Genomic DNA, 19,694 nt, shown 5'->3' on the forward strand with positions numbered 1-19,694 from the left:
ATGAATATCCAGCCTGATGGGGGTGTTCGTTAGCCCGATCGTAGCCTGCCGCGCGTCAGCACCAGTTTGCTGTCACTCATCCGTGCGGCATTCTGGCTGACGTGGCAGTGAGTGATGGCAATCGCCAACGCATCGGCCGCATCGGCCTGGGGATTCGCCGGTAACTTCAGTAAGGTTCGCACCATGTGCTGCACCTGGCTTTTCTCCGCGCTACCGATGCCGGTAACCGTCTGCTTCACCTGGCGCGCCGCGTATTCAAACACCGGCAAATCGAGATTCACCGCGGCAACAATCGCCGCACCACGAGCCTGTCCCAGCTTCAGCGCAGAATCCGCGTTTTTCGCCATAAACACCTGTTCGATGGCAAAAAAGTCCGGGGAAAATTGGGTGATGATTTCGCTGACGCCAGCGTAAATCAGTTTGAGACGGGAAGGCAGGTCGGTCACGTTGGTGCGGATACAGCCGCTGCCCAGGTAACTGAGCTGGCGGCCGGTCTGACGAATAACACCGTAACCGGTGACGCGCGAGCCGGGATCGATCCCGAGAATTATTGCCATAGCGCGCCTCCGGCAGGTTGCGGTTGAGAAAACGCCATTACAGCGTTTCCGCCACCTCATCAGAAATTTCACCGTTATGGTAAACTTCCTGCACGTCGTCACAATCTTCCAGCATATCAATCAGACGCAGCAGTTTTGGTGCGGTTTCCGCATCCAGATCGGCTTTGGTCGATGGGATCATGGTGACTTCAGCTTCATCGGCTTTCAGGCCAGCGGCCTCCAGCGCATCGCGCACTGCGCCCAACTGTTCCCAGGCGGTGAAGACATCAATCGCACCATCATCGTAGCTCACGACATCTTCCGCACCGGCTTCCAGCGCAGCTTCCATCAGGGTATCTTCATCCTGGCCCGGAGCAAACGAGATCACGCCTTTTTTGCTGAACAGGTAGGAAACGGAGCCGTCTGTGCCGAGGTTGCCACCCGTTTTGGTGAAGGCATGACGCACTTCGCCCACGGTACGGTTACGGTTGTCACTCAGACACTCAACCATGACCGCTGAACCACCCGGCCCGTAGCCTTCATAGATGATGGTTTCCATGTTGGAATCATCTTCACCACCCACGCCACGCGCGATTGCACGGTTCATGGTGTCACGGGTCATGTTGTTGGACAGGGCTTTGTCCATTGCAGCACGCAGGCGCGGGTTAGAACCGGCATCGCCACCACCCAGTTTCGCGGCAGTGACCAGCTCACGAATGATTTTGGTGAAGATTTTACCGCGCTTTGCATCCTGAGCAGCCTTACGGTGCTTGGTGTTTGCCCATTTACTATGTCCGGCCATTTCTCATCTCTCGTCTATTGCACGGGCTATCTTGCTGGCGGTGTACAACCTCGCTGCGCCGATAACGCCCGTCTGTTTAAGTCTGCAATGCAGTTAAACCGCATCGAATAAATAAAAATCTTAAAGAATTTGCCGCCGGAAAAACGCGCGGCGGCTGGCATTCAGATAAATTCTTCAATTGCCTGGCGGTTACTCCAGGACTTGGTCAGGGCTGCTGCATCCGCGGGAGCCAGCCAGCGCGCGGCAAGGTGTTCGCTGAGGATCACCTCGCGCTCGGCGGGCAGTGCCAACCTGAACCAGTGCTCGCGGTTGTGGGTGGTACCCGGGGCGTAGCGGTGGCGATAATGCGGGAAGATCTCAAATTCGATCTGTTTGTGGCAATCCACCAGCGCCAGCTGTTCATTCACCACATCAATCGCCAGTTCCTCCTGCACTTCACGCTGAGCGGCCTGAAGCGGGGTTTCCCCGGCTTCGAGGCTGCCGGTGACCGATTGCCAGAAGCTGTCGTCATCACGGCGTTGCAGCATCAACACCCGGCCCGAGTCCTGAGCAAAAATCACCACCAGAACCGAAACCGGATGCTTATAACCCATTATTTATTCTCGAGCTTGTCTTTCTTCGGTGCCAACTGAATCCCCAGATCCGCCAGCGCGGCCGGATTGGCTTCGCTTGGCGCTTCGGTCATCAGACAGGCCGCCGCAGTTGTTTTCGGGAAGGCGATAACATCACGAATGTTGTCAGTGCCGGTCAGCAGCATGGTGACGCGGTCCAGACCGAAAGCCAGACCCGCATGCGGTGGCGTACCATATTTCAGTGCATCCAGCAGGAAGCCGAACTTCTCGCGCTGTTCTTCTTCAGCAATGCCGAGAATGCTGAACACCGCCTGCTGCATGTTGCCATTGTGGATACGTACCGAACCGCCGCCCACTTCATAACCGTTGATCACCATATCGTAAGCGTTGGCGATTGCCTGCTCCGGGTTAGCCGCCAGCTCTGATGCCGTCATCTCTTTCGGCGAGGTGAACGGATGGTGCATCGCCGCCAGACCGCCTTCGTCATCCGCTTCGAACATCGGGAAGTCGATCACCCACAGCGGTGCCCAGGCTTTGTCATTGGTGATTTGCAGGTCGCGCCCCACTTTCAGACGCAGCGCACCCAGCGCATCTGACACCACTTTGGCGCGGTCAGCACCAAAGAAGATCACATCACCATCCTGCGCACCGGTACGCTCCAGGATCGCGGCCACAATCTCAGGACTCAGGAACTTCGCAACCGGGCTTTGAACCCCTTCGAAGCCTTTCGCCAGCTCGTTGACCTTCATCCACGCCAGGCCTTTCGCGCCGTAGATCTCAACGAACTTACCGTATTCATCAATCTGTTTACGGCTCAGGGTCGCACCACCCGGAACACGCAACGCTGCCACACGGCCTTTCACGTCGTTCGCCGGGCCAGAGAACACCTGGAACTCAACGTTTTTCAGCAGATCAGCAACATCTACCAGTTCCATCGGGTTGCGCAGGTCTGGCTTATCGGAACCGTAACGACGCATCGCTTCCGCGAAGGTCATCTGCGGGAAGCTACCGAGATCAACACCTTTGATATCCAACCACAGTTCACGGATCAGACGTTCCATCACTTCACGCACCTGCTCGGCGGTCATGAAGGAGGTTTCAACGTCGATCTGGGTGAATTCAGGCTGGCGGTCAGCGCGCAGGTCTTCGTCGCGGAAGCATTTGACGATCTGATAGTAACGGTCAAAACCGGACATCATCAGCAGCTGTTTGAACAGCTGCGGAGACTGCGGCAGCGCATAGAATTTACCTTTATGCACGCGGCTCGGTACCAGGTAATCACGCGCGCCTTCCGGTGTGGCTTTGGTCAGCATCGGGGTTTCGATATCGAGAAAACCTTCGCTATCCATAAAGCGACGCACGAAGCTGGTGATTTTCGCGCGAGTTTTCAGACGCTGCGCCATTTCCGGACGACGCAGGTCAAGGTAACGGTATTTTAAGCGTGCTTCTTCGCTGTTGACCTGGTTGGAGTCCAACGGCAGCGGCTCAGCACGGTTAATGATGTTCAGGTCGTGGGCAAAGATTTCAATCTCGCCGGTTGCCATGTCGCTGTTTTTATTCTTCTCATCACGCGCACGCACGGTGCCGGTAATCTGAATACAGAATTCGTTACGCAGCTCAGACGCCAGCTGGAAAGCCTCCTGGCGATCGGGATCGAAGAACACCTGCACGATGCCTTCACGATCGCGCATATCGATAAAAATCAGGCTACCCAGATCGCGACGGCGGTTTACCCAGCCGCAAAGAGTGACTTGCTGACCCACATGAGACAGATTGAGCTGTCCGCAATATTCTGTACGCATAACGTATCCTTTTAACTTCGCCGCTGCTGCTGCTGACAACATCAGGCCGCGTAACCTTCTGAGATGCTGCCGCAAAAAAGGCGGCTATTATAATGGAAAAAGCCAGACAGGATAAGTAGAGCCGCGCCAAAGCCAACAAAACATCTGCTTTTGTCACAGCTTGTTATCCCACGGTTGCGAAAACCGGTTAACCTGTGGCGGATTTTACCGCCTGGAGATCATTTTTGACGCTACGTATTGGTTTGCCGCAGTGGCAGCATCCACACTGGAAACAATTTGGCCTGGAGACACTGGCGGATTACGCGCAGTTATTCGATTGTGTCGAAGGCAACACCACCCTCTACGCCCTGCCGAAACCGGAAGTCGTCCAGCGCTGGTACGATATGACCCACGATGATTTCCGCTTCTGCTTTAAATTTCCCGCCAGCATTAGCCACCAGGCTGCACTGCGTCAGTGCGATGACTTGCTGGCTGAGTTTTTCCGCCTGCTGGACCCGTTAGCCAACCGCATCGGCCAATATTGGCTACAACTGCCCTCCACCTTTGCTCCGGCACAGCTGCATGACCTGTGGCAATTTCTGGATAGCCTGCCACGCCGCTTCAGCTATGGCGTGGAAGTGCGCCACGCGGCGTTCTTCGCTAAAGGGGAAGCCGAGCGCGCCCTGAATCGCGGCCTGCAACAGCGTGGGGTAAATCGGGTGATCCTCGATAGCCGCCCGGTGCATGCTTCACAATCGCAAACTGCCGCCGCCATTGAAGCACGCAGAAAGAAGCCGCGCGTACCACCGCATGCAGTGCGCACCGGGCAGCAACCGATGGTCCGTTTTATCGGGAGCGATAGCGTGACCGAAAGCCTGCCGCTGTTTCAACCGTGGCAGAGTAAGCTGGCGGAATGGCAGGTGGAGAGCGATCCACTGCTGTTTATCCATACCCCGGATATGGGCGAGGTTTTCCCGCTGATTCAGGCATTGTGGCCACAGTTGCAGCAACTGGAACCGTGTCTGCCCGCCCTGCCCGTCTGGCCGCAGCAATCGAGCCTGTTCTGATCGCGCAGGCTACACTCATGGGAAACGGGTGCAGCCTGCGGCAGTTTCTGCCAGAATAGCGCCCTTTCCGTTTTCTCTCCGGATATTTCATTATGTCTGACCGCGATACGCTATTTTCCGCGCCCATTAATAAATTGGGTGACTGGACCTTTGACGAGCGCGTGGCTGAAGTCTTTCCTGATATGGTTCAGCGCTCGATCCCTGGTTATTCCAACATCATTTCGATGATTGGCATGCTGGCAGAACGCTTTGTCCAGCCCAACAGCCAGGTCTACGATCTCGGCTGCTCGCTGGGTGCGGCGACGCTTTCGGTGCGCCGCAATATCCATGTGCCGGGTTGCCAGATCATTGCAGTCGATAATTCACCGGCGATGGTGGAACGCTGCCGTCGTCATATCGACGCTTTCCGTGCCGATACGCCGGTTCAGGTGTTAGAAGCGGATATCCGCGATATTCCGATCGAAAACGCTTCCCTGGTGGTGTTGAACTTTACGTTGCAATTCCTCGAACCCGATGCACGCGTGCTGCTGCTGGAGAAAATCGCTCAGGGGTTGAACCCGGGCGGCGCGCTGGTGCTGTCTGAGAAATTCAGCTTTGAAGATGCTGAAGTCGGCGAGTTGCTGTTTAACATGCATCACGACTTTAAGCGGGCCAATGGCTACAGCGAGCTGGAGATCAGTCAAAAGCGCAGCATGCTGGAAAACGTGATGTTGACCGACAGCGTAGAAACCCATAAGGCCCGTCTGAAACAGGCCGGTTTTGGTCACGCAGAGTTGTGGTTCCAGTGCTTTAACTTTGGCTCACTGGTGGCGTTGAAATGATTGATTTTGGCAGGTTCTATCAACAAATCGCGACCGGCCCGCTCGCCAGTTGGCTGGAAGTGTTACCGGCACAGGTTGCGGCCTGGCAGCGTGAAAATTTGCACGGCCACTTTCGCAACTGGGAAAAGTCGGTTGAACACCTTCCGGCGCTGGTGCCGCATAAACTTGATTTACTCCATAGCGTCAGTGCCCAGCAGGATGATTTAACCGAGCGTCAGCGCACCGGGATTGAGAAACTGCTGCGTAATTTGATGCCGTGGCGCAAAGGGCCGTTTTCCCTGTACGGCACCGAGATCGACACCGAATGGCGTTCGGACTGGAAGTGGCAGCGTGTGTTGCCGCATATCTCGCCGCTGGCGGGCCGTACCGTGCTGGATGTCGGCTGCGGTAGCGGTTATCACATGTGGCGCATGGTCGGTGCGGGCGCGCAGTTGGTGGTGGGCATCGACCCGATGCAGTTGTTTCTCTGTCAGTTCGAAGCGGTGCGTAAACTGTTGGGCGACGATCGCCGCGCGCATCTGCTGCCGCTCGGCATTGAGCAGCTCCCGGCGCTACAGGCGTTCGATACCGTGTTTTCGATGGGCGTGTTGTATCACCGCCGTTCACCGCTGGACCATCTGCTGCAACTGAAAAATCAGTTAGTCAGCGAGGGGGAGTTGGTGCTGGAAACGCTGGTGATTGAAGGTGATGAGAACGCGGTACTGGTGCCCGGTGAACGTTATGCGCAGATGCGTAACGTTTACTTTATTCCGTCTGCCGCTGCACTGAAAAGCTGGCTGGAGAAGTGTGGCTTTGTGGATGTGCGCATTGCTGATTACGCTATCACCTCGGTGGAGGAGCAGCGTCGCACCGACTGGATGACCAGTGAGTCACTGGCCGAATTCCTGGATCCGCACGACAGCAGTAAAACGGTAGAAGGTTACCCGGCTCCGCTGCGCGCGGTGCTGATAGCCCGCAAACCGTAAGCCTTAACGCCGCGACAGCGCCAGCTTCGCGGCGAACCCGATAAACACGCAACCGGTCAGTCGGTCCATCACTTTAATCACCGCCGGACGGCGCAGATGCGCAGCAAAGTAGTGGCTACCGCCAATCAGCACAGCATTCCACACCAGGCCAATCGCCATATGGGTCAGCGCCATCAAGGTACACCACAACGGCACGGAAGCGCCGGCTGGAATAAACTGCGGCAGAAAAGTGACATAAAACACCCCCACTTTCGGGTTCAGCATATTACCGAGTAAACCGCGTACGAAGCAGGCGAAAAAGCCTTGCTCTTTGGTGGCGCTGGGCTGCCCCTCCAGCGCCTGGGTGCGCGGATTCAGCAGCAACTTCACCCCGAGCCACAGCAGATATAACGCCCCGATCCATTTCAGCAGGTTATACGCCATCTCGGACGCCAGCAGTAACGCACCCAACCCCAGCCCCACCATCACGCCCCAGGCCAGACAACCTAATGTCACGCCAAACGCGGTGGCGGAAGCGCGTTGCCAGCCCTGAGCTGCTGCGGTACGCAGCACCAGCGCCGTATCGAAACCCGGTGTTAAGGTGAGGATGGTGATGGCAAACAGAAATGAAATCAGTAACGTCATGGCCGACTCCCGGTGAATTGTCCTACATCTTAACGTTGTGTCTGCGTGAACACGATAGTTACCTTCCGTGATTAATTGAGAATGATTCTCAACTTGCCACCAAAGGTTAAATTGCCGTCAGGCTTCTGTGTCAGTGTGGTGCCAGTCTCTTTTCTAACCCAAAGGAGTTATGGCTATGAGTAAATTTATTTTCTCTTCACCACGGAAGTATGTTCAAGGCGCTGGCGTGCTGGATGAACTGGGGTCATACATCGCCGAGCTGGGTCATCACGCGTTTCTGGTGGCCGATGATATTGTCTGGCAGCTGATTGGCGAGCGTACCCAGCTGACCTTAAAAGCTGCCAGCGTCGAGTTCAGCCGCCAGGCGTTTAAGGGTGAGGCGTCCAGCAATGAGATCAACCGTCTGACGCAACTGGCACAGTCTCAGGGCAGCAACGTGATTGTCGGGCTGGGCGGCGGTAAGACGCTGGATACGGTAAAAGCGGTAGCCGATGAACTGAAGCTGCCGGTCGCCATCGTCCCGACGGTCGCGTCAACCGATGCGCCTTGTAGCGCGCTTTCAGTGATCTACTCCGACAGCGGCGTGTTTGAAAGCTATCGTTTCTACAGCAAAAACCCGGATCTGGTACTGGTGGATACCGCCGTCTGTGCCGCTGCACCGGCGCGCCTGTTCGCCTCGGGTATTGCTGATGGTCTTGCCACCTGGGTTGAAGCCCAGGCGGTGCTCCGTTCACATGCCAAATCAATGGTCAATGGCGATCCCACTATCGCCGGTCTGGCGATCGCCCGCGCCTGTGAAGAAACGCTGCTGACCTGGGGTTTCAGCGCCTGGACCGCCGTGTCGGAGAAACGCGTGACGCCTGCGGTGGAAGCGGTGGTGGAAGCCAATACCCTGCTCTCTGGCCTGGGTTTTGAAAATGCCGGACTGGCGGGCGCGCACGCCATTCATAATGGCTTTACCGCCATCGATGGCGATATCCATCATCTGACGCACGGCGAGAAAGTGGCTTATGGCACGCTGACGCAGATGGTGCTGGAGCAACGCCCGGATGAGGAAATTGCCCGCTATATCCGTTTCTATCGCTCGATCAACATGCCTACCACCCTGAAAGAGGTGCATCTGGAGAGTGAAAGCTGGGAGAATCTGGTGCGGGTCGGCGCGCTGGCAAACAGTGACGGTGATACGCTCAAAAACCTCAATCCACATCTCTCACCGGAAGATATTGCTAACGCCATTTTGGCGGTCGATGCGTTCAGCAAAACGGTGAAATAAGCCTGCCTGCGGCGCGGTTTAACGCGCCGCTAACGAGATTACTGTTCTTCCGTTGGCTTATCCCAATACTGATATTTATATGCCGAACTCAGGTGGCGCTCGATAGTCCCTTTCTCAAACACTTCCGTTTCATGCAAATAACTTAGCGTGCAGTTGCCGACCTCGTCCCATAGCTGACATTCATCGACAGAACGGATGGTGCTGACGGGGGTGCTGGCCGTGCCGTTCAGACGTAACTCACGCCATTGGTTATCGTAGGTGTAGGTATCTTTGCTGCGTGCGCTGGTGGCGCTGGTCACCAGACCTTGTGGATTCCAGTTGTAGACACTCTCGCCGTTGGTCAGCTCATCGCTGCCGCGCGCGATACTGCGCTCCAGCCGAAAGTGTTTGTCATAGCGATAGGTGGTATCGGTGAAGCCATCTTTGCCCATGCTGGTAAATTTATCCGACGAGCTGATGATGTTTCCGCGCTGTCCCATCTGCCAGTTGATGGTACCCTGCCGGTTATCTACCACCACTTCTTTACCTTCTTTCAGCACCTTGACCAGATAAGCATATTCAGCGACCCAGCCGCCCTGCACCCGTGCGATATGTTGCTCCATGCTGAGGACCACATTGCTTTCACTTTTATCGTAACTGATATCTGCCACCATTAAATCACCGCAGGGATCAAACTGCCCCAGAATCCGTTTTTGTGAATCCACATCTTTGCCAAACTCACCGGCAATAACCTGACGTACCGCGCCTTTGGCATTGCCACCCAGCATGATCCAGTTGTTGCTATTGGTGATATTTTTGCTCAGCGGTGGGCATTGCGTGCTGACGGCCAGCGCAGCGCCACTGAGCGGAAAAAGCAGCAGTAAAACGGCACAAGAGATGGATTTCATGATGGTTATCCGTGAATAGCCTTAACGTCAATGTAAGCATCTTTTTCCATGATGCGCTATGGCCTGGTTAAAAGTTGCTATTGCCGTGGAAGGGAAAGACCGCCGCCAGTGCGTATTGATTAACTGTTTGAAATTGAATGATGTGCGGTGCCGGGTGCCTCCCGGTGAGCCGGATAAGCCCCAATCCCGGCCCGCATGACACGTCAGAAACCTTGGCTTTGCCCCTCCGCACAGGGGGATTCACCGCATAACGGCCAAATTACGCAGCGCAAAAGTTTATTTATACTTTGATTTAATTACTTAACCCCAGTCTCACCACGGAAATATCACTTTCGTGATCGATGTTGCATTTAATCCAGCATCCCAATGCAGAACCCTTCTGAATAAAGTCAAGCCTTATTAAGCATCTATTGTTTGGTTACTCACAAGATTACTCTCAAGGACGATCTTCTAAACTCCCCAAGGCAATCTTAATAAAACGAGTAGTACCCTACCTTACCTGACTCGATACTAAGGGGTTGAGCATGATTCAATCAGCAAGTGATATCCAGAAGCGCAGCGACGAAAAACGGGGTGTCAAACCTAAAACCTATAAACTGCCGTTGCAAACCATTGATCGTATCGAGTTGCTGGCAAGTGATACCGGGGTGTCTCAGGCGGCTATCATTGCCACGGCCATTGATATTTATGAGCAGTCGTTAAAGCGCGTTTGATAAAAAGAACCCCAGCAAGAAGACTGGGGTTTGGTACTTGCAAACATCACGTCAGGCTATCGGCGTGCTGTGCGGCAAAAATGGTACGATGTCAGGCGACCCGGATGCTGTTCATTTGCATCATGCTTTTCATGGCTTCAACCACATCACCATCAACGCAATAGCGGCTGAATTCATCGTTTTCCGCTTCTGAACACATCGATACACCCGCTTTACGGTAGCGCATCGGAGAAGCAACTAAGCGGCTGGCCGAGCTGTGAACCTCCTGCAAACCACTATCGAGAAACTTTTGCAGGTTGCTTAAACGGACGCCAGCCCCTGCCATAATAATTGGACCGCTACTCTGTTCATTAAGTTCCCGTAATAATGGAATTCCGGTTTCCGCACTTTGCTGCTGGCCCGAAGTCAGTATCCGCGCGATACCCAGATCAGTTAACACTTCAAGCGCGCGTTTCGGGCTGTGGCACAAATCAAAGGCGCGATGGAAGGTCACCGCCATCCCATCACACAGCGCCATAATCTGCCGCATACGGGCGATATCCACATGGGCATCTTCGTCCAGCATACCAATCACCAGCCCAGGGAAACCCAGCTCGCGTATCAGCGCCACATCCGACTTCATGGTTTCAAACTCACGGTCGGTGTAGCAAAAATCGCCGCCGCGTGGTCGAACAATCGGATGGACCGGAATGGTAATTTCTCGTCGTACGGCTTCCAGCACCCCTGCGGATGGGGTTAACCCGCCTTCGCGTGGCGCGCTGCACAGCTCCAGACGGTCAGCACCGGACAGCTGCGCAGTCATTGCACAGTCGATGCCGTAGCAGCATATTTCCAGTTTCGTCATACTTTTCTCCTTTACATGACAGCTGGCTCGGGAAGATTGCTTAAGTTAGTCTGCTCATTGGAGACAGTTTACGTGGAAAACTCACTATGGCATTCAATTTTGACCAATGGATAGACCGTCGTCACAGCGATAGTTTGAAATGGCACAAATATGGCGATCAGGATGTACTGCCACTCTGGGTTGCGGATACCGATTTTCGCTCCCCTGAATGCGTTATTGAAGCGATAAAGCAGCGCGCTGAGCATGGGGTTTTTGGTTATGGCGACACCCCCAGCGGTTTGATAGATATCACAATATCCCGCCTTGAACAGCGTTATGGCTGGCGCATTCAACCGGAGTGGATTGTCTTTCTGCCTGGCGTGGTATGCGGCCTCAATCTTTCGGTCCGTGCATTTACCGACTCCGAACAAAGCACGGTCGCACCGGCACCCATTTATCCACCGTTTCGCGCGGCGGCGAAACTGGCTGAACGCGCGCAGATCAGTCTGCCGTTGCGATTAGAAGGTCAGCGCTGGCTTATGGATTTACACACTGCCCCTGAAAGATTGCAGGGCGATGAACGTTTATTGATGCTGTGTAATCCGCAAAATCCCGGCGGCACGGTCTATCGCCGTTCAGAACTGCTGGCGCAACTGGCTTTTGCCCAACAGCACGATATGATTGTCTGCTCCGATGAAATTCATTGTGATTTGCTTCTCACTCCAGGCGTGGAGCATATTCCCTTTGCCACCTTAAGCGAGGATGCAGCCCAGCGCAGCATTACACTGATTTCCCCTTCAAAAACCTTCAACATTGCGGGTCTTGGTGCCTCAATGGCGATCATCCCCAACCCGGAATTGCGCAGGCGCTTTAAACAAACACGTCAGGGGATTGTGCCCGGTGTGGATATCCTGGCATTGGTGGCCGCAGAAGCCGCATGGCGCGGCGGAGATGACTGGCTGGCGGCGCAGATCGCCTATCTGCGCGCCAACCGCGACCGGCTAGTTGAGCAGGTGAATGCGTTGCCGGGACTGAGTATGGTCGCACCCGAAGCGACTTATCTTGGCTGGATCGATGCCAGCGGGCTGGGTGTCGACAACCCGACGGGTTATTTCGAACAGCATGGTCTGGGGTTCTCGCCAGGACACGATTTTGGTGATGGCCGCTTCGTGCGCTTTAACTTCGGCTGTACCCGCGCCACGCTGGAGGAAGCGATCACGCGACTGCAACGGGCGATCGCTGCACGGCGCTAGTCTTGCTCGCTGGCGACGATCTCTTCCAGCCGCCACGGATGAAATTTGATGGTTGTTTGCCCATCCGTGACCGCCAGGGTCGGATTGGGCAGACGCTCCTTTTCGCCCTGCGGGGCGCTGGTTTTAAAGGAGATGCCAGGCTGCATCAACGCCTCATCGGCCAGCAGCGCCATCGCCCGCATGCCCAGCGTGTCCGGTTCACCACGCAGCACAATTTCCACATGTTCCCAGCCCTCGTGGCGATAAAGTTTTTCCCCCGGCCACGGCAACTCAATCACATCGATCTGCCATCCCGCCAGTTGCAGCGGCTGATGCAGTTTGAACAAACAAATCGGACGACCATTGATCATCGCTTCAGAGAACTGGCTACCGATTTGCAGCAAACCTTGCTTCCAGCGCTCCGCTGTCGCGTATTGATGGCAACGAACGGCCACATGATCGGCGTCGTGTTCATTCAGTTGCAGACCTAAACGTTCAGCAAATTGCTGCAATGCCTGTTCAAAGCGCAGCAGGTCTTGTTCCAAATCCTTCAGTTCTGAAGGAAAAATCATCGTCATGCGTCAATTACTCCGCTATCAGTTTAAATATTTTAATCAATCCAGCACATTGCTTTTCCAGAGCTTCTGACGGCAAAATAGTCAGAATCCTCTGATTTAGCCGCAAAACCCCCGAAAAACCGTATAAAAGTGCCTTTGAATTAGGATTAATCGCAGGCACAGGTCCAGTTGTTACTTTATGAAAGTACCTTAACGACATGTTTAATATAACAATAATTAATACAATGAGATAAGTCTTATTTAGCCTGCGAACAATTGCAGCCTGAAATCCTTTCTTATAAATTTGTGGCTACACAAATTAAAGGAATGGCCCTATGTCTATGCTCATTGTTGTCGCGGTCCTGATTGCATTGATGGGATTTGCTATTTCCCGCCACTGGAAGGTACGTGAAGACAAAAGCGTCAAAAATCCTCGTCGCTTTCAACGGCGCCGTTAATCGGCGCTGGAGTTTCCCTGCCTGATTCCGGCGTCTATCCGATAGCTGACGCACTCTAACATTTCACGTATACTTCCCGTCTTATTTTTTCCGTCCCGCCCGCCCAACAGCGCCTCTGCGGGATGACGACATCGGCTCGCACATGGCAGGCGAGCAATTTCAGCATATGAAGGTAACGCGGTGAATATTCAGGCTCTTCTTTCCGACAAAGTCGGTCAGGCAATGATCGCGGCAGGTGCGCCTGTCGATTGCGAACCACAGGTACGTCAGTCCGCTAAAGTGCAATTCGGCGACTACCAGGCGAACGGTATCATGGCCGTGGCGAAAAAGCTCGGTCAGGCACCGCGTCAGTTGGCTGAACAGGTGATCCAGCATCTCGATCTGCACGGCATTGCCAGCAAGGTTGAAATCGCCGGGCCGGGTTTTATCAACATTTTCCTTGATCACCAGTGGCTGGCTGACCAGGCCGCGCAGGCGCTGAACTTACCGCGTCTTGGCGTCAGCAACGTGGCGGCGCAAACCATTGTCGTCGACTATTCTGCCCCTAACGTCGCGAAAGAGATGCACGTCGGCCACGTCCGTTCCACCATCATCGGTGATGCTGCGGTGCGTACGCTGGAGTTCCTCGGCCATCATGTCATCCGCGCTAACCACGTTGGCGACTGGGGTACGCAGTTCGGCATGTTGATCGCTTATCTGGAGAAACAGCAGAGCGAGCATCATGAAGATATCGCGCTGGCCGACCTCGAAGCCTTTTATCGCGAAGCCAAACGCACCTATGACGAAGATGAAGCCTTCGCGGAACGTGCCCGTGGCTATGTGGTGAAATTGCAGGGTGGCGATGAGTATTGCCGTACCATGTGGAAGAAGCTGGTCGACATCACCATGAGTCAGAACCAGAAAGTTTATGACCGTCTGAACGTCACCCTGACGCGCAAAGATGTGATGGGTGAAAGCCTGTACAACGATATGCTGCCGGGCATCGTTGCTGATCTGAAAGAAAAAGGTCTGGCAGTGATCAGCGAAGGCGCAACCGTGGTGTTCCTTGATGAATTCAAAAACAAGGAAGGCGAACCTATGGGGGTCATCGTGCAGAAGAAAGATGGCGGTTACCTCTACACCACCACCGACATCGCCTGCGCGAAATATCGTTATGAAACCCTTCATGCTGACCGCGTGCTGTACTACATCGATTCACGTCAGCATCAGCACCTGCAACAAGCCTGGACCATCGTACGCAAAGCCGGTTACGTACCGGAATCGGTGCCGCTTGAACACCACGCATTCGGCATGATGCTGGGCAAAGATGGCCGTCCGTTCAAAACCCGTAGCGGCGGCACCATCAAACTGGCCGACCTGCTGGATGAAGCGGTGGAACGCGCGCTGGCGTTGGTGAGCGAGAAAAACCCGGAAATGTCTGCCGACGAGTTACAGGCGCTGGCAGAAGTGGTAGGTATTGGTGCGGTGAAATATGCCGACCTGTCAAAAAGCCGCACCACCGATTACATTTTCGACTGGGATAATATGTTGGCCTTTGAAGGCAACACCGCACCTTACATGCAGTATGCCTACACCCGCGTGCTGTCGGTGTTCCGCAAAGCCGGTATCGACGCCGACAGCCTGCAAGGCAACATCATTCTGTCTGAAGAGCGTGAAGCCCAACTGGCAACCCGCCTGCTGCAATTCGAAGAAGTGATCACCCTGGTGGCACGCGATGGTACGCCGCATGTGATGTGTGCTTATCTTTACGATCTGGCTGGCCTGTTCTCCGGCTTCTATGAACATTGCCCGATTCTGGCGGCGGAAGATGAGCAGGTGCGCAACAGCCGTCTGCAACTGGCGGCGCTTACCGCGAAAACCCTCAAACAAGGTCTTGATACCCTGGGTATCAAAACCGTCGAGCGTATGTAATACGAAAAACCCGCCAACCGGCGGGTTTTTTATTGGCTACTGATAATTCACCGTCACTTCGCTGCTCACCACGCGCAAACCTGGTGGCATCGCTCCCCGGCCATTAAAACCAAACGCCAGATGCAGGGTTTCATCGGCAGCGACATGTGCCAGCCCGCGCGTGGTGCCGCTGGCGCCGTCCAGCAACACGCAACTCTGGTTGGCACACAGCCGAACCACCAGTCCTGACGGGGCGGGACGGCTCAGCTTATAACGCCAACTGACCTGAGAAATAACGCCCGGCACCGGGCCAGCAGCGCGCAGCGGTGGCGAGCTTAGCCAGTTGCCACGCGCCCCGAGACTCGGTCCACTGGCGCTGGCATGCCATGCCCCCTCGGCAGCCACCGCCCACAAGGGCAGCAGCAGAAATAATCCCGGCCACACGCGGCGCATCTTATTTGCCCCCGATGGTGGCGGTCATACGGATCTGACGATTATCCGTCAGCTCCATATTGGAGAGCACCACCAGCTGAGGCAGATTGCGACGCAGGAAGCGTGCCAATAACGCACGTAGCGGATGGTTCACCAGCAGCACCGGCGGTGCTCCCAGCATCTCCTGACGTTGCAGCGCATCCTGCGCCTGATGCAACAGACGGTCAGCCAGACCCGGCTCCAGACCGCCACCGCCCTGCAACGCCTGCAACAGCAGACGTTCCAGCGTCGCATCCAGGCCAATCACCTGCACTTCGCCGTTACCCGGGAACCACTGCTGGGTGATCGCACGGCCCAGCGCCACCCGCACCACGCTGGTCAGCTCCTGCGCATCAGTCTGCACCGGCGCATGCTCCGCCAGGGTTTCAATAATGGTACGCATATCGCGAATCGACACACGTTCGGTCAGCAAATTCTGCAACACCTTGTGCAGCGTGGTCAGGGTGATCACGCCCGGCACCAAATCTTCGGTCAGTTTCGGCATTTCCTGCGTGACACGATCCAACAGTTGCTGCGCTTCCTGACGACCAAACAGCTCGCTGGCGTATTGACCGATCAGATGATTCAAGTGTGTCGCCACCACGGTACTGGCTTCCACCACCGTGAAGCCCTGAATCTGTGCCTGTTCTTTCAGCGCGCTGTCGATCCAGATCGCAGCCAGACCAAAGGCCGGATCGACGGTGGCTTCACCCGGCAAGGTGCCTGCTGCGGTACCCGGGTTAATCGCCATCCAGCGTCCCGGATAGGCATCACCGCTGCCAATCTCTACCCCTTTCATCAGAATACGGTAGCGCGCAGGCGGCAGTTCCATATTGTCGCGAATATGCACCACCGGCGGCAGGAAACCGACCTCCTGCGCCACTTTTTTACGGATACTACGAATACGTCCCAGCAGCTCACCATTTTGCAGGTGATCGACCATCGGGATCAGACGATAGCCTACTTCCATCCCGAGCGAATCTTCCAACTGGACATCGGTCCAGGAGGCTTCCACTGTCGCCGGGGTTTCCTGATTTTTCACCACGCTGGACGCTTCTGGCTGTTTCTTCGGCTGCATTTGACGTCCACGCAGCCACCATGCCAGTCCCAGCAACGCAGCGGTAAACAGCAGAAAGACAAAGTTCGGCATGCCCGGCACCAGGCCCAGCAGACCAATAACTCCGGCACTCAGCATCAGTACGCGCGGATTGTTAAACAGCTGCCCGACCATCTGCTCGCCCACATCCTGATCGGTGCTGACGCGCGTGACAATAACACCGGCGGCGGTAGAGATGACCAGCGCCGGGATCTGCGCCACCAGACCGTCACCGATGGTCAGCAGCGTATAGGTTTCCGCCGCGTGCCCCAGATCCAGACCATGCTGCACCACGCCAACCAGCAGACCACCGATGACGTTAATCACCATGATCATGATCCCGGCGATGGCATCACCACGCACAAACTTACTGGCACCGTCCATTGAGCCGTAGAAGTCGGCTTCCTGCGTCACTTCTGCGCGACGCTTCTTCGCTTCATCTTCACGAATCAGACCGGCGTTGAGGTCGGCGTCGATCGCCATCTGCTTACCCGGCATCCCATCGAGCACAAAACGCGCCCCGACTTCGGCGATACGTCCGGCACCCTTGGTGATGACCATAAAGTTGATGATCACCAGGATGATGAACACCACGATACCGATGGCGAAGTTGCCGCCGACCAGGAAGTGACCAAAGGCTTCAACCACGCGACCTGCGGCGGCCGCGCCGGTGTGACCATCCAGCAGGATGATACGGGTGGAGGCCACGTTCAACGCCAGGCGTAACAACGTAGAGAACAGCAGAATGGTGGGGAATGCGGCAAAATCCAGCGTGCGCTGGGTGAACATCGCCACCAGCAACACCATAATGGACAACGCAATATTGAAGGTGAACAGCAGGTCAAGGATGAACGCCGGTAAAGGCAGCACCATCATCGACAGAATCATCATGATCAGCACCGGCCCCGCCAGTACCTGCCATTGCGTGTCTTTAAAATTGCCCGGTAACCGCAGCTTTTCGGCCAGATTAGCCATCGTTTCTGTTCTCTCCTGGAATGTCCATCTCTGCCGGGACCGACAGATTATGAGGTTTCTTCGGTATCAGGCCGCCTTCACGCTTCCAGCGTCGCAGCTGCCAGACCCACGCCAGCACTTCCGCTACCGCCGCATACAGCGCGCCGGGAATGAACTGACCAATTTCGGTATGGCGGTACAGCGCACGCGCCAACGGCGGTGCCTCAAGAATCGGGACGCGATGTTCCTTGCCCAGTTCACGAATTTTCAGCGCCACTTCTCCGGCACCTTTAGCAACCACCTTCGGGGCGCTCATCTTCTTGTCGTTATATTGCAGAGCCACGGAGTAGTGTGTCGGGTTGGTGACAATCACATCCGCCTTCGGGACGTCAGCCATCATGCGGCGGCGAGCCGCCGCGCGCATGGCCTGACGAATACGCCCTTTGACGTGCGGATCGCCCTCTTGCTGCTTGAATTCATCGCGGATATCCTGGCGCGACATACGTAACTTTTTGAAGTAGCTGTACAACTGCCAGAAAACGTCAAATCCCACCATCGGGATCAAGCCAAGCATCACCAGCGCACAACAGATGGCAATCATGTTCATGCCATGTTCCAGCGCATTCATCGGGGATTCGCTGATTAAACGCAGCATCTCCGGCCAGTGCGACCAGATGTACCAACCTGCGACCGTACCCACTAACACCGCTTTCAGGATCGCCTTCAACAACTCCGCCCAGGTCTGCCCGGAAACCATACGCTTCAGGCCGCTTAACGGGTTGAGTTTGGTGAAATCCGGACTAAGGGATTTGCCGCTGATCACAATGCCGCCCAGCAGCATGGGGGCCGCGATCGCCACCAGCACCAGTCCGGCCATCAGCGGCAGCACGGCCAGTACCGCCTGACCAATCAGACTGCTGATATGCGCCACGATCACCTTGTCATCGGTCACCATGCCATGATCAAAACGAAAACCGGTCGCCACCATCGAAGCCAGACGACGCGCGATGCTGGTGCCGCCCAGCCACAGAATCATGATGCCGGACAACATCATCAATAACGATGTCAGCTCGCGCGAACGCGGAATCTGCCCATCCTGCCGTGCTTTTTCAAGTCGGTGCGCTGTGGGCGATTCTGTTTTGTCCTCGTCGCTACTCTCGTCAGCCACGGCATACCTCTGCTGGCAGGAATTCTGAGCATAGAATGCCAAAAGGCGACGAAGCTAAAGCGTGGATTAAGGGGAGAAAACGTCAGTTTATTTAGCCATAAGGGAAATTGTCACCAGCACGGGTCCCGTAGCGGCGCGATTTATCGCGCATTTTCAGCACGGAAGAAACGCGCGATAAATCGCGCCGCTACGGGCTTATGTGAGTTTCAGTCGCCCGGATGCTGGCTTCTTGATAAAACCGCACCACCTCGCCCACCAGCAATAACGCCGGTGACTGAGGCTGTTCGCGTGCCACCGTCTCGCTTAGTTGAGTCAGCGTCGTGATCAGCACCCGCTGGTCAGCTCTGGTGCCGTTTTCAATGATGGCGACCGGTGTGGCCGCATCACGCCCCTGCGCCATTAACTGGCTGCTGATGCTACTGCTCCACTTCAGCCCCATGTAGAACACCAGCGTCTGGTTAGCCGCTGCCAGACTTTTATCCTCCAGGCATGGCTCGCCGGATTTGCCGTGACCGGTGATCAGACGCAAGGATTGCGCGCAATCACGATGGGTGAGCGGAATGCCACTGGCAGCCGCGCAACCCGCCGCGGCCGTAATGCCGGGTATCACCTGACAAGCAATCCCCGCCTGCTGCAAAAATGCCATCTCTTCGCCACCCCGGCCAAAAATAAAGGGATCGCCCCCTTTGAGCCGCACCACGTTGCGTCCACTGCGCGCCAGATCCACCAACAACTGGTTAATCTGTCCCTGCTTTAATCCATGACTCCCCGGCTTTTTGCCGACGTCGATCGCCAGCGTTCCCGCCGGCACCTCTGCCATCACCTCATCACTCACCAGTCGGTCATACACCACCACATCGGCCACTTTAATCAACCGTAGCGCTTTCAACGTCAGCAACTCGACATCGCCCGGTCCTGCCCCCACCAGCCACACCACCCCATCCTGGCCGGTCGCGCCCTGTGGGTTGAACAGTTTATCCAGCGTCTCAATTGCCTGTGTCATG

20 protein-coding genes are annotated in these 19,694 nt (G+C 55.6%); 8 read left to right on the plus strand and 12 right to left on the minus strand.

Annotation, left to right across the window (positions count from 1 at the left end; all coding sequences use genetic code 11):
• Positions 1-29 precede the first annotated feature (29 nt).
• The 4 genes from ruvC to aspS form a co-directional block, all read right to left on the minus strand.
• Positions 30-557 (minus strand): crossover junction endodeoxyribonuclease RuvC, encoded by a 528-nt coding sequence (ruvC, locus tag AC6I8T_RS12020; protein WP_084875399.1) that lies wholly within the window; start codon positions 555-557, stop codon positions 30-32.
• A gap of 37 nt (positions 558-594) precedes the next feature.
• Complete coding sequence (locus AC6I8T_RS12025; protein ID WP_021182956.1) at positions 595-1,338, minus strand: YebC/PmpR family DNA-binding transcriptional regulator; 744 nt, start codon at positions 1,336-1,338, stop codon at positions 595-597.
• A gap of 161 nt (positions 1,339-1,499) precedes the next feature.
• Complete coding sequence (nudB, locus tag AC6I8T_RS12030; protein ID WP_021182954.1) at positions 1,500-1,931, minus strand: dihydroneopterin triphosphate diphosphatase; 432 nt, start codon at positions 1,929-1,931, stop codon at positions 1,500-1,502.
• Positions 1,931-3,712, minus strand: a complete 1,782-nt coding sequence (gene aspS / locus AC6I8T_RS12035; RefSeq protein WP_036624961.1) for an aspartate--tRNA ligase — start codon at positions 3,710-3,712, stop codon at positions 1,931-1,933. The genes nudB and aspS overlap by 1 nt, the downstream gene beginning before the upstream one ends.
• A 224-nt stretch (positions 3,713-3,936) precedes the next feature.
• Here aspS and AC6I8T_RS12040 point away from each other — a divergent pair, with 224 nt between their 5' ends.
• The 3 genes from AC6I8T_RS12040 to cmoB all read left to right on the plus strand — a co-directional run bounded on the left by AC6I8T_RS12040 (position 3,937) and on the right by cmoB (position 6,544).
• The gene (locus tag AC6I8T_RS12040) at positions 3,937-4,758 is read left to right on the plus strand and encodes a DUF72 domain-containing protein (protein ID WP_208724155.1); all 822 of its coding nucleotides are present in this window, start codon (positions 3,937-3,939) and stop codon (positions 4,756-4,758) included.
• Positions 4,759-4,850: 92 nt separating this feature from the next.
• Complete coding sequence (cmoA, locus tag AC6I8T_RS12045) at positions 4,851-5,579, plus strand: carboxy-S-adenosyl-L-methionine synthase CmoA (RefSeq protein WP_013509473.1); 729 nt, start codon at positions 4,851-4,853, stop codon at positions 5,577-5,579.
• Positions 5,576-6,544: a tRNA 5-methoxyuridine(34)/uridine 5-oxyacetic acid(34) synthase CmoB gene (gene cmoB / locus AC6I8T_RS12050; protein ID WP_497833897.1), complete on the plus strand. Its 969-nt coding sequence runs from the start codon at positions 5,576-5,578 to the stop codon at positions 6,542-6,544. The genes cmoA and cmoB overlap by 4 nt, the downstream gene beginning before the upstream one ends.
• 3 nt (positions 6,545-6,547) lie before the next feature.
• On the opposite strand, the gene AC6I8T_RS12055 is transcribed toward cmoB, so the two are convergent.
• Positions 6,548-7,168, minus strand: coding sequence for a LysE family translocator (locus AC6I8T_RS12055; RefSeq protein ID WP_497833898.1), 621 nt, complete (start codon positions 7,166-7,168; stop codon positions 6,548-6,550).
• Between the two features lie 175 nt (positions 7,169-7,343).
• Between AC6I8T_RS12055 and AC6I8T_RS12060 the strand changes: the two genes are divergently transcribed.
• The gene (locus tag AC6I8T_RS12060) at positions 7,344-8,441 is read left to right on the plus strand and encodes a glycerol dehydrogenase (RefSeq protein ID WP_208724152.1); all 1,098 of its coding nucleotides are present in this window, start codon (positions 7,344-7,346) and stop codon (positions 8,439-8,441) included.
• 38 nt (positions 8,442-8,479) lie between these two features.
• Here the strand turns inward: AC6I8T_RS12060 and AC6I8T_RS12065 are convergent, their stop codons facing one another.
• Complete coding sequence (locus AC6I8T_RS12065; RefSeq protein WP_208724151.1) at positions 8,480-9,328, minus strand: hypothetical protein; 849 nt, start codon at positions 9,326-9,328, stop codon at positions 8,480-8,482.
• Positions 9,329-9,852: 524 nt separating this feature from the next.
• Here AC6I8T_RS12065 and AC6I8T_RS12070 point away from each other — a divergent pair.
• Positions 9,853-10,041, plus strand: a complete 189-nt coding sequence (locus AC6I8T_RS12070; protein ID WP_021182947.1) for a hypothetical protein — start codon at positions 9,853-9,855, stop codon at positions 10,039-10,041.
• A gap of 91 nt (positions 10,042-10,132) precedes the next feature.
• Here the strand turns inward: AC6I8T_RS12070 and cutC are convergent, their stop codons facing one another.
• Entirely contained in the window at positions 10,133-10,885 is a 753-nt protein-coding gene (gene cutC, locus AC6I8T_RS12075; RefSeq protein ID WP_021182946.1) for a copper homeostasis protein CutC, read from the minus strand.
• A gap of 86 nt (positions 10,886-10,971) precedes the next feature.
• Between cutC and AC6I8T_RS12080 the strand changes: the two genes are divergently transcribed.
• Positions 10,972-12,117 carry a MalY/PatB family protein gene (locus AC6I8T_RS12080; RefSeq protein WP_497833899.1) on the plus strand — a complete coding sequence of 382 codons (1,146 nt, stop codon included), beginning with the start codon at positions 10,972-10,974 and terminating at the stop codon, positions 12,115-12,117.
• On the opposite strand, the gene AC6I8T_RS12085 is transcribed toward AC6I8T_RS12080, so the two are convergent.
• On the minus strand, positions 12,114-12,674 hold the full coding sequence (locus tag AC6I8T_RS12085; protein ID WP_208724149.1) for a VOC family protein: 561 nt from the start codon (positions 12,672-12,674) through the stop codon (positions 12,114-12,116). The two genes, AC6I8T_RS12080 and AC6I8T_RS12085, sit on opposite strands and share 4 nt — an antisense overlap.
• Positions 12,675-12,988: 314 nt before the next feature.
• Here AC6I8T_RS12085 and AC6I8T_RS12090 point away from each other — a divergent pair, with 314 nt between their 5' ends.
• Together AC6I8T_RS12090 and argS are read left to right on the plus strand one after the other, a co-directional pair.
• Entirely contained in the window at positions 12,989-13,111 is a 123-nt protein-coding gene (locus AC6I8T_RS12090; RefSeq protein ID WP_013509482.1) for a hypothetical protein, read from the plus strand.
• A 180-nt stretch (positions 13,112-13,291) separates the two neighbouring features.
• Positions 13,292-15,022: an arginine--tRNA ligase gene (gene argS, locus AC6I8T_RS12095; protein WP_021182943.1), complete on the plus strand. Its 1,731-nt coding sequence runs from the start codon at positions 13,292-13,294 to the stop codon at positions 15,020-15,022.
• A 36-nt stretch (positions 15,023-15,058) separates the two neighbouring features.
• On the opposite strand, the gene flhE is transcribed toward argS, so the two are convergent.
• The 4 genes from flhE to cobA all read right to left on the minus strand — a co-directional run bounded on the left by flhE (position 15,059) and on the right by cobA (position 19,693).
• Positions 15,059-15,454 (minus strand): flagellar protein FlhE, encoded by a 396-nt coding sequence (gene flhE / locus AC6I8T_RS12100; RefSeq protein WP_497833900.1) that lies wholly within the window; start codon positions 15,452-15,454, stop codon positions 15,059-15,061.
• A 1-nt stretch (position 15,455) separates the two neighbouring features.
• The gene (flhA, locus tag AC6I8T_RS12105; RefSeq protein ID WP_021182941.1) at positions 15,456-17,543 is read right to left on the minus strand and encodes a flagellar biosynthesis protein FlhA; all 2,088 of its coding nucleotides are present in this window, start codon (positions 17,541-17,543) and stop codon (positions 15,456-15,458) included.
• Positions 17,536-18,690, minus strand: a complete 1,155-nt coding sequence (flhB, locus tag AC6I8T_RS12110) for a flagellar biosynthesis protein FlhB (RefSeq protein ID WP_021182940.1) — start codon at positions 18,688-18,690, stop codon at positions 17,536-17,538. The genes flhA and flhB overlap by 8 nt, the downstream gene beginning before the upstream one ends.
• Before the next feature lie 187 nt (positions 18,691-18,877).
• Complete coding sequence (gene cobA, locus AC6I8T_RS12115) at positions 18,878-19,693, minus strand: uroporphyrinogen-III C-methyltransferase (protein ID WP_208724147.1); 816 nt, start codon at positions 19,691-19,693, stop codon at positions 18,878-18,880.
• Position 19,694 lies beyond the last annotated feature (1 nt).

The sequence above is a fragment of the Pantoea sp. X-Soil-OKNW-556 genome (genome assembly GCF_059730695.1).

What these genes read in the sequence shown, in the direction of transcription:
- AC6I8T_RS12055 (WP_497833898.1), bottom strand. Translation starts at nt 7,168, where the DNA reads ATGACGTTACTGATTTCATTTCTGTTTGCCATCACCATCCTCACCTTA.
- cobA (WP_208724147.1), bottom strand. Translation starts at nt 19,693, where the DNA reads ATGACACAGGCAATTGAGACGCTGGATAAACTGTTCAACCCACAGGGC.
- cutC (WP_021182946.1), bottom strand. Translation starts at nt 10,885, where the DNA reads ATGACGAAACTGGAAATATGCTGCTACGGCATCGACTGTGCAATGACT.
- nudB (WP_021182954.1), bottom strand. Translation starts at nt 1,931, where the DNA reads ATGGGTTATAAGCATCCGGTTTCGGTTCTGGTGGTGATTTTTGCTCAG.
- AC6I8T_RS12065 (WP_208724151.1), bottom strand. Translation starts at nt 9,328, where the DNA reads ATGAAATCCATCTCTTGTGCCGTTTTACTGCTGCTTTTTCCGCTCAGT.
- AC6I8T_RS12060 (WP_208724152.1), top strand. Translation starts at nt 7,344, where the DNA reads ATGAGTAAATTTATTTTCTCTTCACCACGGAAGTATGTTCAAGGCGCT.
- AC6I8T_RS12090 (WP_013509482.1), top strand. Translation starts at nt 12,989, where the DNA reads ATGTCTATGCTCATTGTTGTCGCGGTCCTGATTGCATTGATGGGATTT.
- cmoA (WP_013509473.1), top strand. Translation starts at nt 4,851, where the DNA reads ATGTCTGACCGCGATACGCTATTTTCCGCGCCCATTAATAAATTGGGT.
- cmoB (WP_497833897.1), top strand. Translation starts at nt 5,576, where the DNA reads ATGATTGATTTTGGCAGGTTCTATCAACAAATCGCGACCGGCCCGCTC.
- flhA (WP_021182941.1), bottom strand. Translation starts at nt 17,543, where the DNA reads ATGGCTAATCTGGCCGAAAAGCTGCGGTTACCGGGCAATTTTAAAGAC.
- AC6I8T_RS12025 (WP_021182956.1), bottom strand. Translation starts at nt 1,338, where the DNA reads ATGGCCGGACATAGTAAATGGGCAAACACCAAGCACCGTAAGGCTGCT.
- ruvC (WP_084875399.1), bottom strand. Translation starts at nt 557, where the DNA reads ATGGCAATAATTCTCGGGATCGATCCCGGCTCGCGCGTCACCGGTTAC.
- AC6I8T_RS12080 (WP_497833899.1), top strand. Translation starts at nt 10,972, where the DNA reads ATGGCATTCAATTTTGACCAATGGATAGACCGTCGTCACAGCGATAGT.
- aspS (WP_036624961.1), bottom strand. Translation starts at nt 3,712, where the DNA reads ATGCGTACAGAATATTGCGGACAGCTCAATCTGTCTCATGTGGGTCAG.
- AC6I8T_RS12085 (WP_208724149.1), bottom strand. Translation starts at nt 12,674, where the DNA reads ATGACGATGATTTTTCCTTCAGAACTGAAGGATTTGGAACAAGACCTG.
- flhE (WP_497833900.1), bottom strand. Translation starts at nt 15,454, where the DNA reads ATGCGCCGCGTGTGGCCGGGATTATTTCTGCTGCTGCCCTTGTGGGCG.
- AC6I8T_RS12070 (WP_021182947.1), top strand. Translation starts at nt 9,853, where the DNA reads ATGATTCAATCAGCAAGTGATATCCAGAAGCGCAGCGACGAAAAACGG.